This is a genomic window from Nonomuraea sp. NPDC049714 (genome assembly GCF_044465295.1).
Lineage (GTDB): Bacteria > Actinomycetota > Actinomycetes > Streptosporangiales > Streptosporangiaceae > Nonomuraea.
Genome location: NZ_JBITLM010000001.1, coordinates 335,221 through 354,011 on the forward strand (window position 1 = coordinate 335,221; position 18,791 = coordinate 354,011).

An 18,791-nucleotide genomic window follows, 5' to 3' on the forward strand; every position below is an offset into this window, starting at 1 on the left:
GGCGGGCCGGTCAGCAGCGGCGGGCCGGCCCGGGGCGGGTGACGAGATCGGTGTCGGCCGCGGTGCCGTCGAGCCAGACGGCTCGGGCGCCGTCGCCGGCGGCGAACAGGTACTGATCACCTCGGTTGCAGGAGTAACGCTGGAGCGTGCCGCCGTTGAGCGGAACCTGGAACAGCTTGGGCAGGCCGGCGTTGTCCTCGACGCTGAAGCTCGTGAAGAGCCCGACGGTCACGGCCGAGTCGCTGGCGTCCAGCCAGGTGGGGAAGCCCAGCTCCGGCCCGTCGGGGACGAGCGCGGTGGCGCCCGTGCCGTCGGCGGCGGCCCGCATGACGCCGTACGTGCCGTCGCCGTCGGTGTCCACGAGCCAGACCAGGTACCGCGAGGTCAGGACGGGCACCGCCGACGCCGACGGGGTGTCGCCGGTGGAGGGCACCTCGGGCAGCACGGTCCGCGTGCCGGTGGCCAGGTCGTGGACGACCGGGGTGGTGTGCGGGACGCCGTCCTGGACCGCCCACCGCAGGTAGGCCAGCCTGCCGCCGGCGAGCGACGGCTGGAGGCCCTGGGCGCCGTCCTCGGCGGAGACGTTGACCGGCTCCCCGGTGCCGCGCTTCAGCCAGACCTGGGACTCCCCGGTGTTCAGGTCGACCTCCTCCCAGGCGAGGTCGTCGCCGGAGACCACCACGGAGGCCACCAGCCTGGTCGTCTCGTGCACGGTGGTGACCGGGGAACGGCCGTCGAGGGGGCGCGACAGGATCTGGAAGCTGGTCTGCGCGTCGTCGAAGGAGACCCAGACGGCCCGGCGGCCGTCCGTCGCGGGCGCGGTGTTCCACTGGTCGTTGTCCGACAGCTTCACCGCCTTGCCGCCGCGCACCCGCCCGGTGAGGACGGAGGTGGGCCCGGTGGCGTCGGCGTCGGAGTTCACCGCCACGTACCGGTCCCCCGCCACGTCAGGCTTGACGAAGGCGTCGGTCAGGCCGTCGACCAGGACGCGGCTGTCGGTGCCGATCCGCCGGTCCCAGCCGGGCGTGATGCCGTGCCGTTCGAAGGCCCGCGCGACGGTGATCCGGTCGCGGGCGGGCAGCCGGGCCGCGCGGGCGGCGGACTCGACGGCGCGGCGGCCGTCGACGAAGTCGTCGAGCGGCGTCATGTACTCCGTCAGCGCCTTGTAGACGATTTTGTCGGTCTTGGCGCCGCCGAGCCGCTCCCTGATGTCCCACAGGGCGCCGGAGAAGATCGTGGAGTTGAGGTGCACGCCGCCGCTGTCGAGGCTGACGGTGACGCCGAGGTAGTCCTCGACGGCGTTCCGGTCGTCGTCGAGGTCGCGGATGGCGCACTCGGCGGGTGCGGCGGTCCTGCAGATCCCCTGGCCCAGCAGGCTCGCGTCCGGGTCGGACAGGGGGATGCCGAGCGCGTCGGTCTCGATGGCGTTGCCGAAGTAGTCGGCCAGGCCCTCGTTCATCGCGCCCGACTGGCCGAGGTAGACCAGGTCGGCGCTGTTGGTGATCACTCCGTGCGTCATCTCGTGCCCGACCACGTCGAGGCCGGCGGCGAAGGAGTGGTAGTCGGGGCCGCCACCGCCGTAGACCATCTTGGTGCCGTCCCAGAACGCGTTGGCGAACGGCTCACCGGACAGGGTGACGTTGACGACGGAGTGCATGGTGCCGCCCTTGCCGTCCAGTCCCTCGCGGCCGAGCCGCCGGTAGTACTCGTACACCTCACCGGCGCCATGGTGGGCGTCCACCGCGCCGCTCTCGGTGTGCGCCGGGCCGAAGGCCTGGGTGGGCGACCGGGCCGGTTCGGTGCCGGCCGGGATGCCGGGCTCCAGGTAGTCGAAGACGTCGCCGCCGGCGGCGTCGTAGGTGAGGATCTCGCCGGTGCCGCCGTTCCACATCGGGCGGGCCCGGTCGCGCAGCTCGTAGGCGTCGTCGGCGCGCTGGTAGGCGTTGAGCGTGCGCTGCTCGCCGTGCGCGCTCTGACCGGTCGCCTGTACGGGGCCTTCGAAGTGGAGCCTGTCGACGGCGAACAGCGGGGCGCCGGAGCGGGCGTCCACGTAGGCGTCACGCAGGATGGGCCGCTTGGCGGCGCGGTCGTGGCCCTTGAGCGGGATCCGCCAGGCCAGCACGCCGGTGCCGCGCGGCACCACGACGAGCTCGCCGGCGCCCGCCTCGACGCTCTCCCGGGCGACCCGGTTCTTGATCAGCAGGTTGCGGGCGAGCTTGCCGGCCGTCTCGGCGGTGACCGTCGGGGTCGGGTCGACGCTGAGCTCGGTGAGGAAGCGGCCGCCGGCCCCGGTGACCACCCGCTGCCCGTCCCGGTCGGTGAAGTGGACGAGGTACTGGCCGCCGAACACCGGCAGGTCCCGGTGGCGCTGGGCGAACCTGACCGTCCGGTCCGTGCCGTCGGTGATCGTCTGGAGAGGCACCAGGTCGTCGGGGTCCAGGTGGTAGCGCGGGTCTTCCAGGTGCGCCTTGGCCGCCTGGACGAGGTCTCCCGCCCCGGCGGGCTCGGCGAGGCCGCTCACCTCGGCGGGGGCCTCGGTGCCGGCGCGGGACTCCACCTGGGGTGGTGGTGGGTCGTCCGCGACGGCGGTTCCGGGTACGGCCAGCGCGGCGGCCAGCGCGGCGACGGCCGTGAGGGTGATGGGGCGCCAGGACACGACACCTCCTGGTGTGGCGTAGGGGGTCTGGCGCCCTGATCATGACAGCAGATTTGACTGACCGACAAATAACAATTCGATCACCAATGTACGGAAATAGCGATTAATGCTCGTACGAAACAGGAAAAAACACCGAAAGGGCAGGTCGCGCGGATCAACCCTGAAATATGGCCTTAAAGTCGGTATATCCGACGGGCATTACCGGAGCCGATCATGTGGGCGATTCTGGAGGCGTCGGCCGCGTTCCACTCGCCCTCGTCGAGCCGCGCCTTGAACGCCCTGCCGAGCGCCCGCCTGAAGTGCAGCGCGCCGAGGAAACAGGTCTCCGACACGCCCCGGCAGCCGGAGCCGAACAGCAGCTTGTGGAACGGCGCCAGCTCCAGCAACTCCTCCACCAGCCGCGCGGAGCCCGCCCCCGTCTGCGCGAACGCGGGCCCGGCGTCGAGGTAGACGTGCGGGAAGGCGTGGGCCAGATGGGCGGCCTGGCGCTGGTAGGGGTAGCCGTTGAGCAGGACCATCGGCACGCCCAGCGGCTGGAGCGCCCGGACGAAGCCGGCGAGCCGGGCGGGGTCGGCGCGGTGCGGGTCGGCCTCGCACTCGCCGAACCCGGTGTGGAACTGGATCGGCAGGCCGCGCTCCCTGGCCACGTCGACCGCCGTCCAGAGCAGGTGGCGCAGCAGGACCGGCTCGTTGAGCCGCCGCTTGGGCTCCGACAGCCGCCGGTTGGCCGCCGCGATCACCGAGCCGCGGCTCGGCCTGGACGGATCGAAGCCGAGGCCGAGCCGGTAGGCGGCGACCGTCTTGAGCCCGACGGCCCGGACCGCCCTGGCGGCGAGCTCCTCGCCGAGGCTGTCCATGTAGTCGACGGCGACCTGCGCCATCTCGGCCACGTCCTGCTCGATCTGCTCGACCCTGACGATCTCGTCGGCCGCCGCCTCGCCGCCGCGGCCCATCTCGGCGGCCGACAGCAGGTCGACGCTCTCCACGCCGGTGTCCACCAGGAACACCACCACGCCCGCCGCCTGCAGCAGGCGGCGGTTGACCTCCGCCGCGCCGAGCTCGGCACGGCGGCTCACGTAGACGGCCGGCGGCGCGTGCGGCTCCAGGCCGAGCACGGGCGCGCACCAGCGGCGGATGCCGGCGCCGATCGGGGTGTCGAAGTGGGTGGTGCCGGGCGGGGCGGGGCTCGCCCCCTCGTTGATGAGCAGCTCGAACTGCGCCCTGGACAGCTCGTCCCGGCGCACCCCGTGGCAGGCGTGGTCGACGAGCGGGGCGAGCAGGGCCTCACGCACCGTGTCGGGCAGGTCTACGGGGAGCATGCGGCAGACTCTAAAGGCTGGCCGCACGCCCCGTGGACGTTTTACCGACGAGTTAGCCGGACCTGCGGGAAAGCCGCAGGACGTTCGCGATGACCTTCGCGCCGGCGCCGCCCTCCGCGGTGAGGATCGACTCGGGGTGGAACTGCACGGCGAAGCGCCGGTTGGCGGTGTCCTCGATCGCCATCACGTTGCCGTCGGGCGTGACCGCGGTCGGGGTGAAGCCGACGACCCCGGGCCGCTTGGCGTGCAGCGAGTGGTAGCGGGCCGCGGTGAACTCCTCGGGCAGCCCGTCGAGCAGCGCGCTGCCGCCCAGCCGGGCGACCCGGCCGCGCTTGCCGTGCTCGGGGTAGTCCAGCAGTTCCAGGCTGCCGCCCGCCTGCTCGACCATCGCCTGCAATCCCAGGCAGACGCCGAAGACCGGCAGCTCACGGGCGTAGATCTCGTCGATCAGCGCCGACATGCCGAAGTCGGACGGCCAGCCGGGGCCGGGCGAGAGCACCACGAGGTCGGGGCCGATCTCGTCGATGGTCCGGGCGGGGAAGCCGTGGCGCAGGGTCACCACGTCGGCGCCCTCCTGGCGGAAGTAGTCGGCCAGGGTGTTGACGAAGGAGTCCTCGTGGTCCACGAGCAGCACCTTCATGCCCTGGCCCGGCTGCTGCCTGGGCACGGTGACGGGCACCGCCTCGGGCTCGTTGACGGCGGCGAGCGCGCCCAGCAGAGCGCTGGCCTTGAGCTCGGTCTCGCGCTCCTCGGCCTCCGGGTCGGAGTCGAACAGCAGCGTGGCGCCGGCCCGCACGGTCGCGATGCCGTCCTTGACCTGGGCGGTGCGCAGGGTGAGCCCGGTGTTCATGGAGCCGTCGAAGCCGATGAAGCCGATCGCGCCGCCGTACCACCTGCGGGTGGTGGCCTCGTGATCCTCGATGAACTGCATGGCCCAGGTCTTGGGCGCGCCGGTGACCGTGACGGCCCACATGTGGGTCAGGAAGGCGTCCAGGGCGTCGAACTCGGGGCGCAACCGGCCCTCGATGTGGTCGACGGTGTGGATCAGGCGTGAGTAGAGCTCGATCTGGCGGCGGCCGATGACCTTGACCGTGCCGGGGACGCAGACGCGCGACTTGTCGTTGCGGTCGACGTCGGTGCACATGGTCAGCTCCGACTCCTCCTTGACGCTGGTCAGGAGGGTGCGGATGGCCTCGGCGTCCTCGACCGGGTTGGCGCCTCTGGCGATCGTGCCGGAGATCGGGCAGGTCTCGACCCGGTCGCCGGTGACCCGGACGAACATCTCGGGCGACGCGCCGACCAGGTGCTCGCCCTCGCCGAGGCTGATGATGAACTCGTACGGCGCCGGATTGCTCTGGCGCAGGCTGCGGTAGAAGGCCGCGGGGTCGGTGCAGGTGGCGTGGAAGACCTGGCCGGGCACGACCTCGAACAGGTCGCCGCGCTTGAACCGCTCCTTGGCCGCGGCGACGACCTTGGCGTAGTCGCCCCTGGCCGGGTCCGGCGGCAGCTGCGCGGGCGCGACGAGAGGGGTGGACTCGCCGGTGCGCTCCAGGCCGCGGGTGGTGGCGCCGTCGACGGTGAACTCGTAGCGGATGTCGACGCAGGTCTCGCGCTGCCTGTCGATGACGACGAGCCGGTCGGGCAGGTGCAGGACGAGGTCGCGCTGGTCGTCGGGGCGGACGAGCTCCTGCCTGATCGGCTCGAACTGGAAGGCCAGGTCGTAGCCGAACGCGCCGTAGAGGCCCAGGTGGGGGTCGTCGCCCTTGAAGGCGGCGATGACCTCGCGGATCGCGGTGAAGACGGTGGGCCGGCGGCTGCGCAGCTCCTCGGGGAGCAGGTCCTCGGACTCGTCGACGCGCACCTCGACGTAGTCGGCGGTGGGCTCCTCGACCGGCTTGCCGGCGGCCAGCAGGCAGGAGGAGACGGCGGGCAGCACCACCCTGCCGCGCTCGTTGAGCGCCCTGGCCGAGATGGTGCGGCCCCTGGCGACGAGCTCCACGCAGGGGTCGACGTAGCCGAACGCCCAGCGGCTGTAGCGGCCGGGATAGTCCATGCCGGAGGAGAAGGCGCCGCCGCGCCTGTCGCCCAGGGACGTCACGATCTCTTCGAGGGCGTCCTCCGACACCTGGCGCACTTCGCGCTCGACGCCGACGCCTCCGGCGGTGGTATATCCACTCGTCTCCACTGCTGCCCCTTTTGGTATCCGAAAATGATGAGCCCCGGGGGCGGACACGACAAAGGCCGCCTTCACCGGGGCGGCCGTCCGTTGAGGTATGCGAATCTCGCGCCGCCTAGAAGCGGCGCCACCACTGAAGCCGGGCGCGATTTCGCATGGAGAACAGATTACTCCGCTGGGCCAAGATCACGCAACGCGGACACGCCGGGCGACAAGGGGGTGAAACCCGTACTGACAGAACGCACACAAAGGATCTAGTTTGGGCCCAATGAGGCAGCCCTTGGCATGGCGATCCGTCACCGTGATCGCGGTCCTGCTGTTCGGCGTCCTGCTGGTGCTCAGCCCCGGCTACGGATTCCACCGCGACGAGCTGTACTTCCGGGTGCTGGCCGAGCATCCCGCCTGGGGATACGTGGACCAGCCGCCACTGACGCCGATGCTGGCCAAGGCGGCCATCGCGCTGTTCGGTGACGGCATCACCGCGATCCGGGTGTTCCCGGCGCTGTCCGTCGTGGTCCTGGTGTTCCTGATGGCGCTCATCGCGCGCGAGCTCGGCGGCGGCCGCGTGGCGCAGGCGCTGGCGGCGGCGGGCACGGCCGGCGGGGCGTACACGCTGATCGCCGGGCACACGATGCTGACGGTCAGCTTCGACCTGCCGCTGTGGGCGGCGGCGATCCTGTTCATCCTGCGGGCGCTGCTGCGCGACCCCCGCTGGTGGCTCGCGGCCGGCGCGGTGCTCGGGCTCGCCACCTACAACAAGCACCTGATCGCGATGCTGGTGCTGGGGCTGGCCGGCGGGCTGCTGGCGGTGGGGCCGCGCCGGGTGCTGGCCGGGCCGTGGGTGTGGGCCGGGGCGCTGGTCGCGTTGACGCTGGCCGCGCCGAACCTGGTCTACCAGCACACCCACGGCTGGCCGCAACTGGAGATGGCGGCGGCGCTCAGCGAGAACAAGGGCGACGGCATGCGGGCGCTCTTCGTCCCGATGCAGCTGCTGCTCTTCGGGCCGGTGGTGGCGGTGATCGGCGCGTTCGGGTTCGTGCGGCTGTGGCGGGACGCGCGCGTACGGGCACTGGCCGTGGCGTACCCGGTGACCGCAGCGGTCACGCTCATCAGCGGCGGCCGGTTCGACTACACGGCCGGGCTGATCCTGCTGCTGTTCGCCGCGGGCTGCGTGAGCGTGGAGGCGGCGGGCCCGGACCGGGTCCGCTCGGGCGTCGTGTCGGTGGCGATGAACTCGCTGGGCTGCGCGCTGATCGCGCTGCCGCTGATCCCGGTGAGCGTGCTCGCCAGGACGCCGGTGCCGGCGATCAACGAGGTGGCCAGGGAGTCGATCGGCTGGCCCCGGCTGAACGAGGCCGTCAGCGGGATCCTCCGCTCGCTGTCGCCGGAGGACCGGTCACGGGCTGTGATCGTCACCGCCAATTACGGCGAGTACGGCTCGCTGTCAAGTGCCGGTCTGCCGCGCGTCTACTCGGGCCACAACCAGCTGGGCGAATACGGCCCGCCGCCCGAGTCCGGGACGGTCGCGATCGTCTTGGACATCGGCCCGATGCGCCGCGACCTGCAGTTCTCGACGTGTGAGCTGAGGGCCGAAGTTGACAATGGCGTCGGCATCGACAACGAGGAGCAGGGGCTGCGGATCCACCTCTGCAGGGGCCTTGACCAGCCATGGAGCACCACCTGGCACACATGGCGACATTTCAGTTGACCAGATCACATTTCAGGAAATGTCAGATTTTGTTGGGGTTAAGCACTTGCTTTCCGAACAAGATCTCTTCACTCTTCTCGACGTAGGCGTAAAGATCAGCTCTACCGCTGAGTGCGAAGGAGAGTTGTGCTGAACACCCCCCGATGGCGCGCGCTCTTACTCGGAGCCGTCGCTACTCTCAGTCTCATCCTCCCCTACGGCGTGGCACACGCCGCCCCCGACCCCGGCAAGATCGACTCAGCTGTCCAGAAGCAGCTTGACAGCGCTGACAAGGCCACCTTCTGGGTGCACGTGAAGGGCGAGGCCGACCTCAGCTCCGCCCGCCGGGCCACCTCCAAGGAGGTCAAGGCCGAGCGGGTCTACGCGGCCAAGACCGATCAGGCCGAGACCTCACAGGCGCCCCTGCGCAAGCTGCTGAAGTCGCACGGCGCCGACTTCACCCCGTACTGGATCGTCAACGCCATCAAGGTGACAGCGGACGCCAAGCTGGCGGCCGAGATCGCCGAGCGGCCCGAGGTGGAGCGGATCGAGCCCGTCCGCACGCTCACGCTGCCCAAGCCCGAACAGGGCAAGGCGGAGAACAAGATCAACGCGATCGAGTGGAACGTCGACCGGATCGGCGCCCCGCGGGTGTGGGACGAACTGGGCAACCGCGGTGAGGGCATCGTGATCGCCAACATCGACACCGGTGTGCAGTTCGACCACCCGGACCTGCAGGCGTCCTACCGCGGCCGCAACCCGGACGGCTCCGTGAGCCACGACTACAACTGGTTCGACCCGGCCCAGATCTGCCCGACCTCCGCGCCGTGCGACAACAACGGCCACGGCACCCACACCATGGGCACCATGGTGGGCGCCAACGGCATCGGCGTGGCCCCGGGCGCGACGTGGATCGCGGCCAAGGGCTGCGAGGCCAACTCCTGCAGCGACGCCTCCCTGCTGGCGTCCGGACAGTGGATCCTCGCCCCCACGGACGCCGGCGGCGCCAACCCGCGCCCCGACCTGGCGCCTGACATCGTCAACAACTCCTGGGGCGGCTCCGGCTTCGACCCCTGGTACAAGGAGACGGTCGAGGCATGGGTCGCCGCCGGAATCTTCCCGGCCTTCTCCAACGGCAACTCGGGCCCCGCCTGCACGACCAGCGGCTCACCGGGCCAGTACATCACCAGCTACAGCGCCGGCGGCTTCGACGTCAACAACGCCCTGTACGCGCGCTCCAGCAAGGGCGCGGGCGAGAACGGCGAGATCAAGCCGAACATCGCGGCCCCCGGAGTGAACGTCCGCTCCTCGGTGCCCGGCGGCTACGACTCCTTCACGGGCACGTCGATGGCCTCGCCGCACGTGGCGGCCACCGTGGCGCTCATCTGGTCGGCGGCGCCGAGCCTGAACGGTGACATCGAGGCCACCCGGCCGCTGCTCGACGTCACCGCGATCGATGTGCCCGACACCGCCTGCGGCGGCGCCCCCGCCGACAACAACATCTGGGGCGAGGGCAGGCTCGACGCCTTCGCCGCGGTCCAGGCCGCGCCGCAGGAAGCGGTGGGCGAGCTCAAGGGCGTCGTCACCGCGGGCGGCGCGCCGGTGGCCGGCGTCACGATCACCGCCTCGGGCCCGACCAACCGCACGGTCGTCACCGGCGCGGACGGCGCCTACACCTTCGTCCGCCTGGTGCCGGGCGCATACGAGATCAAGGCCGCGAAGTTCGGCTATGAGACGGCGAGCGCGAGCGCGACCGTCGTGGCCGAGCAGAGCGCGACCGCCGACGTGGCGCTGACCCAGCTGGCCTCCGGCGTGGTGTCCGGCACGGTCACCACGGCCGGCACCGCCGAGTCGGGCGCCCGGATCGAGGCCGACGGCACGCCGCTCAGCGCCGTCACCGACGCCGAGGGCCACTACCGGCTGACGCTGCCGTACGGCGACTACGAGCTCTCCGTCGTGCCGGCGTCGCGCTGCTCCGGCGGCACCACCGTGTCCGTCACGGTGGCCGGCGACCTGACCAAGGACGTCGAGCTGCCGCTGCGCGGCGACAACTTCGGCTACACCTGCGGCAGCGACGCCGAGCCGTACACGGCGGGCACCGACAAGCTCGCGCTCACCGGCGACGACGACGCGACCCAGGTGACGCTGCCGTTCTCGATCCCGTTCTACGGTGGCGGCGCGTCCAGTGCGTGGATCACCACCAACGGGTTCGCCACCTTCGCCGCCAACAGGGTCGTCAGCGGCAGCAACGGCACCCTGCCCAGCTCGGGAACGCCCAACAACGCGGTCTACCCGTTCTGGGACGACCTGGTGGTGGACGATCAGAGCGGTGTGTACACCGGGGTCGTCGGCACGGCTCCGCACCGCCGGTTCGTCATCGAGTGGCGCAACGTCAGGTTCTACAACGACGACACGCAGCGGGTCTCGTTCTCGGCTCTGCTGGGTGAGGACGGGTCGGTCGCCTACCGCTACAAGGACATCGAGAGCGAGCGCGACCAGGGCTCGTCCGCCACGATCGGCATCGAGAACAGCGCGGGCGACGACGCGCTGCTCCACTCCGCGAACGAGGCGGCGATATCCGACGGGCAGAGCCTCACCTTCACGGCGAGCCAGCACGGCCTGGTGACAGGTGCGGTGACCGACGCCAACGACGGTGACCCGCTGCCGGGCGCGACGGTCAAGATCGGCGAGGTGGGGACCTTCACCACCGGCGCCGACGGCAGGTTCTCCGGCCAGGTGCTGGCCGGAGACTACGAGGTGGAGGTCTCCAAGGAGCACTACGGCACCTTCACCCGGTCCGTCACGGTCGTGCCCGGGACGCTGACCCCGGTCGACACGGCCCTGGTCACCGGCCGGGTGGCCGCCTCGGTGGCCGAGCTCGCCGTGGTGATGCCCGCGGACGCCAGCAGGACGCGGACGATGGAGCTGACCAACCTCGGCTCGGCCACGCCGTACACCGTCACCGCCGAATCGGCGGACTGGCTCACGGTCACACCGGGCTCCGGCACTCTGGCCAAGGACCAGAAGACGACGCTGAAGATCACCGTCTCCAGCGACGGCGTGGCGGCCGGCACGGCGCGCGCCGCCAAGCTGCTCATCAGGTCGGCCAGCGGCCGCCAGCCCGTCATCGAGGTCGCGGTGACGGTCGTGGTGCCCAAGCACCAGGTGGCCGTGGACGTCGGCGGCACCCGCGGGACCACGGACGCGGCCGGCGACAGCTGGGTCGCCGACAGCAGGTACCGGGCGGGCGGTCACGGCTACGTGGCCAACCACAGCAGCACCGGCAGCACGCGCAGGACGATCCAGGGCACCGAGGACCAGTCGCTGTTCAGGACGGCTCGCGAAGGGATGCTGGAGTACCGCTTCGACGGCGTCCCCAACGGGGTCTACACGGTGGAGCTGGACTTCGCCGACATCGAGAACACCCGTCCGGGCCGGCGCGTGTTCGACGTGCTGGTCGAGGGAGAGCTGGCCATCCCGGCCCTCGACCTGGCCCTGGAGGCGGGCACGTACACGGCCGTGAGCAGGCAGTACACGGTGCGTGTGAGTGACGGGCAGCTGAACGTGCGCTTCGCCACCCGCGAGGGCTCGACGCTCGTCAACGGCATCAGGATCTCCGAGCGGCCCGACAGGACCGCCCCGTAGGTCCGTCGTCCACCGAGCCCGCCCCACCGCCGGTGGGGCGGGCTCCGGCACCCCGGCTACCGTTCCGCCGGCGGAGTATGTTACTGGTAGGTAATGCGACGCGTCCGAATTCAGCGCGACCTTCCCGTCCCGATGCCGGACGGCGTGCTGTTGCTGGCCGACCGCTACGTGCCGGTGGGGGCCGAGCGGGCGCCGGTCATCCTCGTCCGCTCCCCCTACGGCAGGCGCGGCCTGTTCGGGTTCGTGTACGGGCGCGGGTTCGCCCGCCACGGCTTCCAGGTGGTGATCCAGAGCTGCCGGGGCGGCTTCGGGTCGGGCGGGCAGCTCGACCCGCTCGGCGACGAGCGCGACGACGGCCTGGCCACCCTCGCCTGGCTGCGCGATCAGCCCTGGTACGGCGGCTCACTGGCGATGTTCGGCCCCTCCTACCTCGGCTACACCCAGTGGGCCGTGGCTCCCGACGCCGGGCCCGACCTCAAGGCGATGTCCACGCAGATCACCGCCTCGCAGTTCAGGGACGCCGCCTACGTGGGCGGGGCGTTCGCATTGGAGTCGGCGCTGAGCTGGACCACCCTGACGGACTCCATGTCGCGCCGGTTCGGCGGCACGGCGGCGCTGACCGCGCCCAGGGTGACCCGGCGGGCCGTGCTGTCCGGGCGGCCGATGGCCGAGCTCGACCTGGTCACGGCCGGGCGGCCGCTGCGCTTCTACCGGGATCTGCTCGCCCATCACGCCGACCCCGAGCCGTACTGGACCAAGCGCGACTTCTCCTCCAGGGTCGGTGAGGTCGAGGCCGCGGTCACCATGATCGGCGGCTGGTACGACGTGTTCCTGCCGTGGCAGCTCAAGGACTACCTCGCGCTGCGCGCGGCCGGGCGGCGGCCGCATCTGACGATCGGGCCGTGGTGGCACGTCGACACCCGGCACGGCCGGGTGTCGATGGCCGAGTCGCTGTCCTGGTTCCGGGCGCATCTGCTGGGTGACGCCTCGGGGCTGCGCGAGCAGCCGGTGCGGCTGTACGTGACGGGGGCCGGGGAGTGGCGCGACCTCCCCGACTGGCCGGTGCCCGGCATGCGACCGCGGCGCTGGCACCTGCAGCCCGGCTTCGGGCTGGGGCCGGAGGGACCGCCGGAGGGCGAGCCCGACCGGTTCCGCTACCACCCGGACCATCCCACGCCGGTGATCGGCGGGCCGGTGCTGCTGGCCGACTCCCGGCCGCGCGACCAGCGGCGGCTGGAGGCCCGCCGCGACGTGCTCGTCTACACCTCGCCCGAGCTGGGGTCGGACGTGGAGGCGATCGGGCCGGTCAGCGCCGAGTTGTTCGTACGCTCCAGCACCCCGCACGTGGACGTGGTGGTGCGCCTGTGCGACGTGCACCCGGACGGCAGATCCATGAACGTGTGCGAGGGCGTGCGCCGGCTCGGCCCCGGCAATACGCTGGAGGACGTGCGCAGGGTGTCGGTGGAGCTGTGGCCGGTGGGACACCGGTTCAAGCGTGGCCACCGGATCCGGCTGCACGTGGCTGCGGGCGCGTACCCGACGATCGCCCGCAACCCCGGCACCGGCCTGCCGATCGGCGACGGCGGGCCAATGGTGCCGGCCGACGTGGAGGTGTTCCACTCCCCCGCCCGCCCGTCCGCGGTGGTGCTGCCGCTGTGCGCGCCGCGCGGCTGATGTCGCTGGTCCTGCTGTTGCAGGGCCGGGGCGGCATGACGGCGGCCGAGCTCGCGGCCGAGCTGGAGGTGTCGGAGCGGACCGTGCACCGCGACGTGCTCGCGCTGTCGGGGGCCGGCGTCCCGGTCTACTCCGATCGGGGACGCGGCGGCGGCTACCGGCTGCTGGAGGGCTACCGCACCCGGCTGACCGGCCTCGACCGGGCCGAGGCCGAGGCGCTGTTCCTGTCCGGCGTGCCCGGCGCGCTGCGCGAGATGGGGTTGCAGGAGGTGGCGGCGACGGCCCGGCTCAAGGCGGCCGCCGCGCTCTCCCCCGGCCTGCGTGACGCGCCCGCGACCGCCGCCCAGCGCTTCCACCTGGACGCGCCCGGCTGGTTCGCCGGCGACGACCCGCCTCCTGCCGCGCTGACCCGGCTGGCCAGGGCCGTGTGGAACGACCGCGTCGTCACCGCCGTCTACAAGGACCGGCCCCGGACGCTGGAGCCGTACGGGCTGATCCTGAAGGCGGGCGCCTGGTATCTCGCGGCCCGCACCCGCACCCGGTTCCTGATCTTCCGGGTGGACCGGTTCGGCGACCTGGACGTGCGTGACGACGTCTTCGCCCGCGATCCGGGCTTCGACCTGGCGGGCTTCTGGGCGGAGCAGTCGGCGGCGTTCACCCGCACGCTGCTGCGCGCCGAGATCACGCTGCGGCTCACCGCGCGCGGGGTGCGGCAGCTGCGGCACATCGCCGACCCGGCCGCGCTGCCGGACGCGCTCGCCTCCCTCCAGCCCGACGGGACCGTACGGCTCGGCGTCGAGTCGCTGGAGGTGGCCTACTCGCAGGTGCTGCGGTTCGGGCCGGAGGCCGAGGTGCTGGGGCCGCCGGAGCTGCGGGCGATGGCCGCCGAGGCCGCCGCCCGCCTGTCCGCCCTGTACGGGCCGCCTCAGCGGTAGTCCAGCGGGTCCGCCCGCGCGCCCGTCTCCTCCACCTCCACGATGTAGCGCCACACGTCCGGCCTGCTGCCGTCCACGTCGGTGAAGCCGTACTCCTTGGCCAGCGTCCCGCTGTCGACGGACTTGCCGGACCAGCGCATCCGGTCGGGGTCGGTGGCCAGGGCGGCGACCGCGCGGCCCGCGAAGGCGGGCGTCTCGGAGACGGCGAACGTCGGCTGGTGGGCGACGGCGTCGCGCCAGGTGGCCTCGGTGACGCCGAAGTGCTCCAGCATGCTCTCCGAGCGCAGGAAGCCCGGCGTGAGCGCCACCGCCGCGCCGTCGTACTCGCGCAGCTCCTGCGCCTGCGCGTAGGCCAGCCGGTTGACGGCCATCTTGGCCAGGTCGTAGAAGATGGACTCGCGGTAGCGGGTGGCGTTGAACTCCCAGGTGCCGTCGGTCACCTCCACCACCAGGCCGCCCTTGTTCCGGATGAGCAGCGGCAGCGCGTGGTGGCTGGTGATGAGGTGCGTGTCGACGGCCAGCCTGAGCAGTTTCAGGCCGTTGTCCAGATCGTGCTTCCAGACCGGCGTCGTCCACTCCCAGAGCGCGTCAGCGCCCCAGACGTCGTTGACCAGGACGTCGAGCCGGCCCTGCTCCTGGTCGATGCGCTCGACCAGGGCCTTGACCTGCGCCGGGTCCAGGTGGTCCACCCGCACCGCGATGCCGGTGCCGCCGGCCGCGGTCACCAGCTCGGCCGTCTCCTCGATCGTCTCCGGCCGGTTCATCTCCGAGCGCTGGTCGCGGGTCGTCCTGCCGGTGCAGTAGACCGTCGCGCCGGCGGCGCCCAGCGCCACCGCTATTCCTCGTCCCGTGCCGCGGGTCGCGCCCGCCACCAAAGTGATCATGCGGCCAGCCTGTCCGGTAAAGGGGACATCCTCTGTCATGTTTTCCGGCGGGTTCCGGGGCCGCTGCCGGGCGATCGACCGTTCGGCGCGAGGAGGCGACCACTCGCCGCTTGACGACCTGACGGCCTTTCCGGTCAGGGCTAATGTGACGTACGAATTCGCCTCATTGCACCCTGTCACGCATCACGAAATTTACGCCAAACTGTGACATTAGGGACACTGGGGTATATATCTCGACGCAGTTAGTCTCCATTCACTGACTATCAGTCAGGAACCGAGTCGTTTCGGCCCCTGGCCTGAGTGTGTCTGGGAGACAAACAATGACGACCCCGGAATCCGGGCAGAAGACACGCAGCGATCGCAGCCCCTGGAACTGGCTGCTGTTCGTGCCGATCGTGCTGCCCCTGTTAACGTTCCTCTTCAACTCCGAAGAGCCGCGACTGTTCGGCTTCCCGCTGTTCTACTGGCTGCAGCTCGCCTTCATCATCGTGGGCGTCAGCTGCACCACGCTCGTCTACCGGATGACCAGGTGAGCGCGCACACGACCGAGCTGGTCGTCTTCACCCTGCTGTTCCTGCTGGTCAGCGGCATGGGATTCGTCGCCGCCCGGTGGCGCCGGCCCGACAACATCGAGAGCCTCAACGAGTGGGGCCTCGGCGGCCGCAACTTCGGCACCTGGATCACCTGGTTCCTGGTGGGCGGTGACCTCTACACCGCCTACACCTTCGTGGCCGTGCCCGCGCTGGTGTTCGGCGCCGGAGCGCTCGGCTTCTACGCGCTGCCGTACACCGTGGTGATCTATCCGATGGTGTTCCTGGTGCTGACGCGGATGTGGTCGGTGTCGCACGTGCACGGGTTCGTCACCCCCGCCGACTTCGTCCGGGCGCGCTTCGGCTCGCCGACGCTGGCGCTGCTCGTGGCCATCACCGGGCTGGTGGCGACGATGCCGTACATCGCGCTGCAGCTCGTCGGCATCGAGGCGGTGCTCAAGACGATGGGGATCACCGGGCACCTGCCGATCGTCATCGCCTTCGCCATCCTGGCGGCGTACACCTATCAGTCGGGGCTGCGGGCGCCCGCGCTGATCGCGTTCGTCAAGGACACGCTGATCTACATCGTGATCCTGGCGGCCGTGATCTACATCCCGACCCAGCTGGGCGGCTGGGAGGGGATCTTCGGCGCCGCGAAGGAGAAGTTCGACGCCTCGCCCTCGCAGGCCGACGGGCTCACGTTGAACGCGAGCAACCAGCTGCAGTACATCACGCTGGCGTTCGGCTCGGCCCTGGCGCTCTTCCTGTATCCGCACAGCCTCACCGGCGTGCTGGCGTCCAGGAACCGGAAAGTGATCAAGAGGAACATGTCGGCGCTGCCCGCCTACAGTTTCCTGCTCGGGCTGATCGCGCTGCTGGGCTTCATGGCCATCGCGGCCGGGACGAAGCCCGTCGTGGGGGCGAACGGAAGGCCGGACGGCAACACCATCGTGCCGGTGCTGTTCGACCAGATGTTCCCGGACTGGTTCGCCGGGGTCGCCTACGCGGCCATCGCGATCGGGGCGCTGGTCCCGGCGGCGATCATGTCCATCGCGGCGGCGAACCTGTTCACCCGCAACATCTACCGCGAGTATCTCAACAAGAACGCCACCGACGCTCAGGAGGCCAAGGTCTCCAAGATCACCTCACTGGTGGTGAAGGTCGGAGCGGTGCTGTGCATCCTCATCCTGGATCCGCAGTTCTCCATCGACCTGCAGCTCATCGGCGGTGTGATCATCCTGCAGACGCTGCCGTCCGTGGCGCTGGGGCTCTACACGCGCTGGTTCCACCGGGGCGGGCTGATCACCGGATGGGCGCTCGGGCTCGGGGCGGGGCTGTGGATGCTCTACCTGATCCCGAACCCCGTCAGCGGTAAGGCGCACTTCGGCGGATCGGCCTTCGGGCTGTCGAACCTCGGCTTCGACACGACGATGACGATCTATGCCGGGTTCCTGGCGCTGGCCGTCAACCTGGTGGTGGCGGTGCTGGCGACGCTGGCGTTCCGGGCGATGAAGGTGGCCGACGGCGGGGACGCGACGACCCGCGGCGACTACTTCGCCGACGAGGGCGACCCCAAGGTCAAGCCCATGGACCTGACCGGCACGCACTGACGGACCGGCCCCGGTACGGCCTGCTGGAAAATCCGTTGCGCCCGGTCGCGCGGGAGCCGCAGGCTGTACCGGTGCCCCTACTCGACGCGGTCCGGTTGGTGAAGCGGTTCGGGACGGTCACCGCCGTCGACGGGCTGAGTCTGAGCGTCGCCGAGGGCGAGGTCGTCGGGCTGCTGGGGCTCAACGGCGCGGGCAAGTCGACCACCCTGCACATGCTGCTCGGGCTCATCACCCCCGACGCCGGGCAGGTCAGGATGTTCGGCCTGGACCTGGCCCGGCGCCGGACCGAAGTGCTCAGCCAGGTGAACTTCGCCGCGAGCTACGTGGACCTGCCCGGCGTGCTGCTGGTGCGCGAGGTGCTCGACTCCTTCGCCATGCTCTACGCGCTGCGCCGGCCGAAGGCGCGGGTCGCGGAGCTGATCGAGCTGTTCGAGCTGGGGCCGCTCAGCGGGCGCAGGATGATGGATCTGTCGTCGGGGCAACGCACCCGCGTGCAGCTCGCCAAGGCGCTGCTGAACGCGCCCCGGCTGCTGGTGCTCGACGAGCCGACCGCCAACCTCGACCCCGACGCCGGTGACCGCATCCGGGGCCTGCTGTCCCGGGCCGCCCGGGAGAACGGCAGCGCGATGCTGATCACCTCGCACAACATGCGCGAGGTCGAGCGGATGTGCGACCGGATCCACTTCATGGCCGACGGGCGGATCGTGGCCTCCGGCAGCGCCGCGGAGCTGGCCGGCCGCTACGGGGCCGAGGACCTGGAAGAGGTGTTCCTCAAGGTGGCTCGCGGATGACCGCTCTCACCCTTCCCCCGCTCAGCCTGGCCGCGCGGCGCAGGCGGGTCTTCGGCGTCGTCCGGCGTGACTTCGCGGCGCTGCGGCGCAGCTCGATCAGGATGTTCGAGATCCTGTTCTGGCCCACCGTGGAGCTGGTGCTGTGGGGGTTCGTCACGGCGTTCCTGCAGACGCAGCGGGTGCCGTTCGTAGCGTCGTTCCTCATCGGGGCCGTGCTGCTGTGGCAGGTGCTGCAGAAGGCCAGCAACGAGATCTCGATCGCGTTCCTGGAGGACATCTGGTCGCGCAACCTGCTGAACGTGCAGGTCAGCCCGCTGTCCAGTGGCGAGTACCTGACCGGGCTGATGCTGTTCGCGCTGGGCAAGGTGGTGCTCGCCGTCACCGTGATGGCGGGACTGGCGCTGGCGTTCTACGGGTTCGGGGTGACGAGCCTGGGCGTGGGGCTGGTGCCGTTCATGGGCGTGCTGCTGGTGTTCGGCTGGTCGCTCGGGCTGGTGGGCATCGCGGCGGTGCTCAGGTTCGGCGAGAACGCCCAGGTGATCGCCTGGTCGCTGGTGTTCGTGGCGCAGCCGCTGGCGGGGATCTTCTACCCGGTCTCGGTGCTGCCCGCGCCGCTGCAGACGGTCGCCTGGCTGATGCCGGCCTCCCACGTGTTCGAGGGCATGCGCACCGTCATGGGCGGCGGGGCGGTGCCATGGGACCGGCTGGCGTGGGCGGCCGGGCTCAACGTCATCTACCTGGCCGCCACGCTCGGCCTGTTCGCGTGGGCGCTCAGCGACGCCCGGCGGCGTGGGCGGCTGTCCCGCTTCGGTGACTGATCCGCGCCTCGGCTCGCCTGTGTGCGCGTTGCAGTGCGTGCTGCCGGGGCACAGGATGGCAGACTG

12 protein-coding genes are annotated in these 18,791 nt (G+C 71.0%); 8 read left to right on the plus strand and 4 right to left on the minus strand.

Annotated features, from left to right (window positions below; genetic code table 11):
- Positions 1-10: 10 nt before the first annotated feature.
- From ACIBQX_RS01730 to ACIBQX_RS01740, 3 genes are all read right to left on the minus strand, one after another.
- Positions 11-2,656, minus strand: a complete 2,646-nt coding sequence (locus ACIBQX_RS01730) for a M4 family metallopeptidase (protein WP_396999474.1) — start codon at positions 2,654-2,656, stop codon at positions 11-13.
- A 173-nt stretch (positions 2,657-2,829) separates the two neighbouring features.
- Entirely contained in the window at positions 2,830-3,975 is a 1,146-nt protein-coding gene (locus ACIBQX_RS01735) for an amidohydrolase family protein (protein WP_396999476.1), read from the minus strand.
- 52 nt (positions 3,976-4,027) lie between these two features.
- The gene (locus ACIBQX_RS01740; protein ID WP_396999478.1) at positions 4,028-6,160 is read right to left on the minus strand and encodes an anthranilate synthase component I; all 2,133 of its coding nucleotides are present in this window, start codon (positions 6,158-6,160) and stop codon (positions 4,028-4,030) included.
- Between the two features lie 271 nt (positions 6,161-6,431).
- Here ACIBQX_RS01740 and ACIBQX_RS01745 point away from each other — a divergent pair, with 271 nt between their 5' ends.
- From ACIBQX_RS01745 to ACIBQX_RS01760, 4 genes are all read left to right on the plus strand, one after another.
- Positions 6,432-7,859: a glycosyltransferase family 39 protein gene (locus tag ACIBQX_RS01745; RefSeq protein WP_396999480.1), complete on the plus strand. Its 1,428-nt coding sequence runs from the start codon at positions 6,432-6,434 to the stop codon at positions 7,857-7,859.
- A 201-nt stretch (positions 7,860-8,060) separates the two neighbouring features.
- Positions 8,061-11,483, plus strand: coding sequence for a S8 family serine peptidase (locus tag ACIBQX_RS01750; protein ID WP_396999482.1), 3,423 nt, complete (start codon positions 8,061-8,063; stop codon positions 11,481-11,483).
- 93 nt (positions 11,484-11,576) lie between these two features.
- A complete protein-coding gene (locus ACIBQX_RS01755) occupies positions 11,577-13,157 on the plus strand; it encodes a CocE/NonD family hydrolase (protein ID WP_396999484.1) in 1,581 nt (526 codons plus the stop codon).
- Positions 13,139-14,092, plus strand: a complete 954-nt coding sequence (locus tag ACIBQX_RS01760) for a helix-turn-helix transcriptional regulator (protein ID WP_396999486.1) — start codon at positions 13,139-13,141, stop codon at positions 14,090-14,092. Before ACIBQX_RS01755 ends, ACIBQX_RS01760 begins: the two co-directional genes overlap by 19 nt.
- On the opposite strand, the gene ACIBQX_RS01765 is transcribed toward ACIBQX_RS01760, so the two are convergent.
- A complete protein-coding gene (locus ACIBQX_RS01765; protein ID WP_396999488.1) occupies positions 14,083-14,976 on the minus strand; it encodes an SDR family oxidoreductase in 894 nt (297 codons plus the stop codon). The genes ACIBQX_RS01760 and ACIBQX_RS01765 overlap by 10 nt on opposite strands.
- 320 nt (positions 14,977-15,296) lie before the next feature.
- Between ACIBQX_RS01765 and ACIBQX_RS01770 the strand changes: the two genes are divergently transcribed.
- From ACIBQX_RS01770 to ACIBQX_RS01785, 4 genes are all read left to right on the plus strand, one after another.
- On the plus strand, positions 15,297-15,509 hold the full coding sequence (locus tag ACIBQX_RS01770; RefSeq protein WP_396999490.1) for a DUF3311 domain-containing protein: 213 nt from the start codon (positions 15,297-15,299) through the stop codon (positions 15,507-15,509).
- On the plus strand, positions 15,506-17,116 hold the full coding sequence (mctP, locus tag ACIBQX_RS01775; protein ID WP_396999492.1) for a monocarboxylate uptake permease MctP: 1,611 nt from the start codon (positions 15,506-15,508) through the stop codon (positions 17,114-17,116). The genes ACIBQX_RS01770 and mctP overlap by 4 nt, the downstream gene beginning before the upstream one ends.
- A gap of 71 nt (positions 17,117-17,187) precedes the next feature.
- Entirely contained in the window at positions 17,188-17,907 is a 720-nt protein-coding gene (locus ACIBQX_RS01780; protein ID WP_396999494.1) for an ABC transporter ATP-binding protein, read from the plus strand.
- A complete protein-coding gene (locus ACIBQX_RS01785) occupies positions 17,904-18,725 on the plus strand; it encodes an ABC transporter permease (protein WP_396999496.1) in 822 nt (273 codons plus the stop codon). Before ACIBQX_RS01780 ends, ACIBQX_RS01785 begins: the two co-directional genes overlap by 4 nt.
- Positions 18,726-18,791 lie beyond the last annotated feature (66 nt).